Annotated in this window: 7 protein-coding genes; all 7 read left to right on the forward strand. The window is 49.6% G+C overall.

Features of this window, described 5'->3' with window-relative positions; all coding sequences use genetic code 11:
* Positions 1-356, forward strand: a 356-nt coding sequence (locus L2082_RS17720; protein WP_446012049.1) for a DUF4351 domain-containing protein, incomplete at its 5' end; no start/stop codon positions are given.
* A 143-nt stretch (positions 357-499) separates the two neighbouring features.
* Positions 500-3,046: a TIGR03960 family B12-binding radical SAM protein gene (locus L2082_RS17725; protein WP_446010340.1), complete on the forward strand. Its 2,547-nt coding sequence runs from the start codon at positions 500-502 to the stop codon at positions 3,044-3,046.
* Positions 3,047-3,256: 210 nt separating this feature from the next.
* Positions 3,257-3,514, forward strand: a complete 258-nt coding sequence (locus tag L2082_RS17730; RefSeq protein ID WP_446010339.1) for a hypothetical protein — start codon at positions 3,257-3,259, stop codon at positions 3,512-3,514.
* Positions 3,511-4,110, forward strand: coding sequence for a hypothetical protein (locus L2082_RS17735; RefSeq protein ID WP_446010338.1), 600 nt, complete (start codon positions 3,511-3,513; stop codon positions 4,108-4,110). Before L2082_RS17730 ends, L2082_RS17735 begins: the two co-directional genes overlap by 4 nt.
* Before the next feature lie 87 nt (positions 4,111-4,197).
* Positions 4,198-4,530 carry a ribosome assembly RNA-binding protein YhbY gene (yhbY, locus tag L2082_RS17740; RefSeq protein WP_446010337.1) on the forward strand — a complete coding sequence of 111 codons (333 nt, stop codon included), beginning with the start codon at positions 4,198-4,200 and terminating at the stop codon, positions 4,528-4,530.
* 21 nt (positions 4,531-4,551) lie between these two features.
* Positions 4,552-4,992 (forward strand): alternative ribosome rescue aminoacyl-tRNA hydrolase ArfB, encoded by a 441-nt coding sequence (gene arfB / locus L2082_RS17745; protein ID WP_446010336.1) that lies wholly within the window; start codon positions 4,552-4,554, stop codon positions 4,990-4,992.
* Between the two features lie 18 nt (positions 4,993-5,010).
* A complete protein-coding gene (creD, locus tag L2082_RS17750; protein ID WP_446010335.1) occupies positions 5,011-6,357 on the forward strand; it encodes a cell envelope integrity protein CreD in 1,347 nt (448 codons plus the stop codon).
* Positions 6,358-6,712 lie beyond the last annotated feature (355 nt).

Raw genomic sequence — 6,712 nt, forward strand, 5'->3', positions numbered from 1 at the left:
ACGTGAATAAGCAAGTAAAGTATCTTGATTTTATCGACCTTTATGCAGGTCTTGATGAAAATGAACAACTGATATATCAGCAACGCTACCCGGATGAGGAGAAAACAATGAAAGGTTTTGTGGAGAGATATACGCAGAAAGGTATGCGGGAAGGCATGCAGAAAGGTATACAGGAAGGTATGCAGAAAGGCAGAAAGGAGGGTGAAGCCTTGGTGCTGGCCAGACTGCTACAACGTAAATTCGGCGAGCTGCCCGAAAGTATCCGCATCAAGATAGAAAAAGCGGACAGCGACACCTTGCTTGAATGGCTGGATCGGGTTTTGACCGCCGACAGTATCAATGAGGTGATACATTAGTTAAGGTTAAGCAATTTTAAAGAAAAAAAAGGGTAATGCAGCTACATAATTTTTCTTGCAATGCCTCGTAACAAGAGGTACACCTCCCGCTTTCGTTTATTAACATGAGCGTAAGACAATCCGTTATTTTACCCAAAGAGTTCATGACAACAAAAGTACCTCTTGATAGCATTCTGCCCCTGGTGCAAAAGCCGGGACGATATATAGGCGGCGAACTGAACGCCGTGCGTCCAGATTACAGCCAGATTGATCTTTCCTTTGCCTTGGTCTTTCCAGATCTCTATGAGATCGGCATGTCCCACCAGGGGCTGCAAATCCTCTATCATATTATCAATAGGCAACCCGGCTTGGCCGCAGAACGCTGTTATACCCCGGATGTGGATATGGAGGCGCAGCTGCGTCAGCACAAGCTCCCCCTGTTTTCCCTGGAATCACGGCGACCGCTGGCCGAGTTTGATGTGATCGGTTTCACCCTGCCTTATGAGCTTTGTTATACCAACATCCTGACCGTGCTCGACTTGGCCGGGATTCCTTTTCGCTCCGAGGAGCGGGGCGAGGACTTCCCGTTGATCATCGGCGGCGGGGCCTGCGCCATGAACCCGGAGCCGGTAGCGGATTTCTTTGACCTGATCGTGCTGGGAGACGGCGAGGAAGCGGTGCCGGAGCTTATTTGGGCTTTGCGTGCTTCCCGCGAGCAAGGTTTTTCCCGCGCCGAGACCCTGCAATGTTGCGCAGATATTCAGGGTGTCTATGTACCCTCCCTGTTCAAACCCCGTTACAGCGACGGGCGGCTAACCGCTATCGAACCGCTCAAAAAGGATTACCCCGCTGTCACCCGCCGCATTGTTGCCGAACTGCCGCCGGTGGAACTTCTGACCCGTCCGCTGGTGCCGCTGGTCAAGCCGGTTCATGATCGCCTCGGGGTGGAGATCGCTCGTGGCTGTACCCGGAGCTGTCGCTTCTGTCAGGCCGGGATGATCTACCGACCTGTGCGGGAGCGCAGCAGAGAGCAGATCATGAAGCTGGCAGAGGAGGGCGTGCATAATTCCGGTTTTGATGAGCTGGCCCTCCTGTCCCTGTCCACCGGGGATTATTCCGATCTGCCCGGACTGCTTCTTGAGCTGATGGATCATTTTGCTGAAGAGCATGTCTCGGTGGCCCTGCCGTCCATGCGGGTGGGAACCCTGACCCCGGAGGTGATTGAGCAGATCAAAAGGGTGCGCAAGAGCGGCTTCACCGTCGCGCCGGAAGCGGGCACGGATCGTTTGCGCGAGGTCATTAATAAGGGCATCACTGAGGAAGATCTGCTGACCGGCTGCCGGGATGCCTTTGCAGCAGGCTGGAACGTAATCAAGTTCTACTTTATGATCGGCCTGCCCACCGAGACCCAGGAAGATTTGGAGGCGATTATTGATCTGGCTGTGCGGGCAAAAAAAGAGGCCAAGGGCGGCAGAACCCAGATCAATGTTTCCGTGTCCACCTTTGTCCCCAAACCCCATACCCCGTTTCAATGGCACGGTCAGCTTTCCATTGCCGAGACCAAGGAGCGGATTGATTTCCTGAAACGGAAGCTGCCCCGTAAGGGTTTTCGTCTGAAATGGCATGAACCCTATCAATCTTTTCTGGAGGGGCTGTTTTCTCGGGGTGATAGGAGGCTGGCTCCGTTAATCGAGGCGGCTTGGCAGGCCGGGGCGCGACTGGATGGTTGGTCAGATCATTTCCTGCTGGAGCGTTGGCAGGAGGCGGCAGAGCAGCTCGGGCTGGATCTTGAGGCGTATTTGCGCCCCAAAGATCAGGATGAGGTGCTGCCTTGGGATCATCTCCATTGCGGGGTTGATCGTGCTTTTCTTAAGGAAGAATATCAGAAGGCTTTGGATCAGGTCTATACCCCGGATTGCCGGAACAAGGGCTGTCAGCAATGCGGGCTTTGTGATTTCAAGAACATCAAGCCGCTCATCCAGAAGAATGATGAGGCAGATCAGACTGGTGAACAGCAGGCTGAGACCCCAAAAGGCACTTGGAAACGTACCGAGCAGGGACAGCAGCCGATATTCCGTTATCGGGTCCATTATTCTCGCGTAGGCGACGGACGCTTTCTGGGGCATTTAGAGGTCCTGCAATTGGTCTTCCGTGGTTTGCACCGGACACGCTTACCCATTCTCTTTTCCCAAGGCTTTAATCCATCACCCAAAGTCTCGTTCAGTCCGGCCCTGCCGGTCGGCGTGGAAAGCCATATCGAGTATTTTGATATAGACCTGTCCTCGCCCATCAAGAATCTTCAGGAAGCAGCGGAGTTGCTGAATATCAGTCTGCCGGATTTTCTTGCTGTGCAGGAAATGACGGCAATTCAAAAAAAGCCCCCGATAGATCAGATTATCAGTTATCAATGCACCCTGCCGGACTCGGTTGATCTGGAACAGCTTGCCGGTCACGGCAAAGACTTTCTGGCCGCCGATCAATTTGTTATTGAGCGAATACGCAAGCAGAAGAAGCGCGAGCTTGATCTCCGGCCCTTGGTTAAACGATTGGACCCGGACTCGGAAGATGCAAGGCTGCTTTTGTTGGACTTGCTTCACCCCCACGCAGCAGCCGGAACCAGCCCGCGTGAGATCCTGGAAAAGGTTCTGGGATTGAGCGAAGAACAGAGCCGGTTGGTGAGGATCGTGAAATGGAGGGCGCAGGAGGTGTAAATATACCATGCGGTTTTCGTACCCGATGTTGAAGCCGTGGGCAGCAAGCTGGTTTCCAAGCTCCGGCTTGGAAACTGTTTCTACGGAAAAGCTTTCCTTCATTTCCGAAGCCGGAGCTTCTGACTTTAAATACCCAAGCAGAGCTTGGGCACCAGGAAAGCGATCAACAGAATCATCCCAAGGTAACACCTTGAGCAAAGGAAAAACGAAATGAGAACACAATCCCGCGATACCCGTCCTGAAGCGGAAAAGGTGCTGGTGTCACTGCTCAGGAATGCCACGACAGCACAAAGAATTTCAAGAGTGCGTTCATTGTCGGCAACTGCAATGCAGCTTTCACGGCGGGCCATCATGAGAGCCAATCCTGATCTGGATGAAAGAGAAGTGAATTTAAAATGTATATATTATTATTACGGGCCGGAGCTGGCAGAACGTCTTCGTGAATATATGAAGGGTAACTCATTGTGAAAAAAAGTGATATACTCGTGGCGACTGAACCTGTTGCCGGAGCATTCGAGCGGCTTGGAGTTCCTTATTACATCGGAGGTTCTGTTGCCAGCTCTGCGTATGGAATCCCTCGTGCGACAATGGATGTTGACATGATTTCGAATCTGCAACCCCGACATGTTCGTCCTCTTGTTGAACTGCTTGAACCCTTTTACTATATTGATGAAAAAATGATTTTTGATGCGATTGAACAGCGTTCATCATTCAATCTTATTCATCTCGAAACTATGGTGAAAATTGACATATTCATTGGCAAAAATTCACTTTACGAAAGAGAAGCATTTAAACGAACCAAAAGAGATACCTTAGATGAACAAGCCGGAACAGTTACATTTTATCTCGTTTCACCGGAGGATATTGTGCTGAATAAGTTGGTCTGGTTCCGTTCAGGAGGGGAGATTTCCGAACAGCAATGGAAAGATATTATTGGTGTACTTAAAGTTCAGGGAAACAGGATAGATAGAGAATATCTTCAGCACTGGTCCTGTGAGTTGGAAGTGACAGATTTATTGGAAAAAGCTTTTCAGGATGCCGGTGATGGTCCATTTTCAGGATAAAGCTGTTTCAGCAGGATATGTTTGTAATTTATAAAAAAGTCGCAAAAAACATACCAAGGTAACACCCTGAGTAGAGGAATAAGATATATGAGTACAAAAAAAAAGAAACCGCAGATCACCCTCAACAGTAAACAGAATAAATACCTACGCGGCTTAGGACACCATGTCGATCCCACCGTGTATGTGGGTAAAGAAGGCATTTCTGAGAATGTGGTGCAATCAATGCTTGATGCCCTGCGGACCCGTGAGTTGATCAAGGTAAAACTGGGCCAGAACTGTGAAGTGCCCAAGAAAGAGGCAGCAGAGCAGTTGGCGAAAGACAGCGGTGCTGCCCTGGTCCAGCTCATCGGCAAGATGGTTCTGCTTTATATGCCGAATAAAAAACTGGAACGGGACCAGCGAATTGTTCTGCCCAAATAAAGAGAACGGCAGAGAAAGAATATGGATAAGCAAGATCATTATCGTATAACCTCATCCTGCACCATTCCTGCAGCAGAGTTGTTTTTCACGTACTCACGCAGCAGCGGTAAAGGGGGCCAGCATGTCAATAAGGTTAATACCAAGGTCTCGCTTACCTTTGATCTTGAGGCATCACCAAGCCTGACAGAGGAACAGAAAACCCTGCTCAAGCAGCGACTCGGTAATCGTCTCAATAAGCAGGGAATCTTACGCCTGGACGGGGACCGACAGCGTAGCCAGCGAGGCAATCAGGAAGAGGTGATCCAACGCTTTATTGCTTTATTACGGGATGCCTTGCATATTCAGAAAACACGAAAAAAGACCAGGCCCTCGCACAATGCCAAGCAGCGTCGTTTGCAGAGTAAAAAGAAACGGGGGCAACTGAAGCAGCAACGAGGGAAACGGAATTTTGAGCAGGAATAAACCACAGGAGGAGATGTCATGGACGTGCAGGAAACCGTGGGTAAGACCAGAACCTTTATTCGTACTTCAGCAACCCTGAAAATCATCGCTATTGCTTTCCTGGTGCTGGTGTTACAAATTCCTTCTTCCATGATTTCTTCTTTGATGCACGAGCGGGAATCCCGACGTGATTCGGTTGTGCAGGAGATTAATGGTAAATGGGGTTGGAGCCAGACCATTACCGGCCCCTTTTTTACTGTTCCCTTTAAGGAGTATTACACAGATAAGAATAAAGAACAGAAATCTCGTATACGGTATTTTCATTTCCTTCCTGAGCAACTGAACATTACAGGAGAGTTAACACCGCATATCCGCTACAGAAGCCTGTACGAGGCTGTACTGTATACCAGTCGCCTCAAGGTTTCTGGCAGGTTTACAGTTCCGAGGATGGAGCAACTGACCATTTCACCAGAGGATATTCTTTGGGACAAGGCTCTTTTCTCCATCGGTATCTCGGATATGCGGGGCATTCAGGAGCAGATTGCCGTGACGTGGAACGAGGCTACCTATGATGTTACCCCTGGTTTGCAGACAACAGATATTGCCTCAGCAGGAGTGAAAACTCGTGTTCCCCTGTCCCCGGAAGCTGGATCAGCCACTTTTTCCTTGCAATTGCACCTGAACGGCAGCGAGGAGATTCGTTTTATCCCTGTGGCGGAAGAGACCGTAGTTGCACTGCGTTCTGACTGGCCCTCGCCAAGCTTTAACGGGGCCTTTCTCCCTGTCAAGAGAACAGTGGATGAGAAGGGCTTTTCTGCGTCCTGGAAGGTCTTGCATCTGAATCGGAATTTCCCTCAGGTTTGGCAGGACAATCAGTACAAGGTCAATGAGGCATCCTTTGGACTCAAGCTTTTGATCACTGCTGATATTTACCAGAAGTCCATCAGGATTTCCAAGTACGCGCTCATGTTCATCGTTTTCACCTTTGCAGCCTTTTTCTTTACCGAAATAATCAATAGAAAGCGGGTTCATCCGATTCAGTACCTGCTCATCGGGCTTGCCGTCACCCTGTTTTATGTACTGCTGCTCTCCATTTCCGAGCATCTCAATTTTGATGCTGCTTATCTTATCTCAGCAGGAGCCATTACCTGCCTGATCACAGGATACTCCCAGGGAATTCTGCGGAACAAATACTTCACCCTGACAATATTTACTGTTTTGTTCATCCTCTATGCCTACTTGTATATTGTGTTGCAATTGGAAGATTATGCTCTGCTCATGGGAGCCTTGGGCTTGTTTGCGGTACTGAGCACAGTTATGTATATCACCAGAAAGGTTGATTGGTATGCTACCGGGGTCAGCAGCAAAGCTACTGAAGAGGAATGATTGAAGCTCCCGTCTCAGTTCTACATTCGTTCCGTTATCATTGCATTGGTCGGCATTGCCTTGGGTGTGTTGACCATATACTTCGGTTTGCAGCCGAGTCATCGTAGCTTTGTTTTCAATACCGACTATACGTCTCTCGGTTATCTTCTTCGAGGTACCTGCCTGCTTTGCGGAATTGTCTCGCTGTATTATGCGGTTCTCAGTAGAGTAAGCAAGGAAGCGTTACGGGGTAACCGTTCAGACCCCTCTCATTTTTTTTACGCAGCAAGAGGCAGAGGAGGCACATCCAGCCCCTGGCGCCGAGCCGTGATAACCTCAGCGAGATATTTCCACGGACAGGCGTTGCGCTTCCTAC

It is taken from the genome of Candidatus Electrothrix sp., assembly GCF_052785085.1.

Excerpts from the sequence above, each read along its gene's own strand:
- L2082_RS17725 (WP_446010340.1), top strand. The coding sequence starts at position 500 with ATGACAACAAAAGTACCTCTTGATAGCATTCTGCCCCTGGTGCAAAAG.
- L2082_RS17730 (WP_446010339.1), top strand. The coding sequence starts at position 3,257 with ATGAGAACACAATCCCGCGATACCCGTCCTGAAGCGGAAAAGGTGCTG.
- yhbY (WP_446010337.1), top strand. The coding sequence starts at position 4,198 with ATGAGTACAAAAAAAAAGAAACCGCAGATCACCCTCAACAGTAAACAG.
- arfB (WP_446010336.1), top strand. The coding sequence starts at position 4,552 with ATGGATAAGCAAGATCATTATCGTATAACCTCATCCTGCACCATTCCT.
- creD (WP_446010335.1), top strand. The coding sequence starts at position 5,011 with ATGGACGTGCAGGAAACCGTGGGTAAGACCAGAACCTTTATTCGTACT.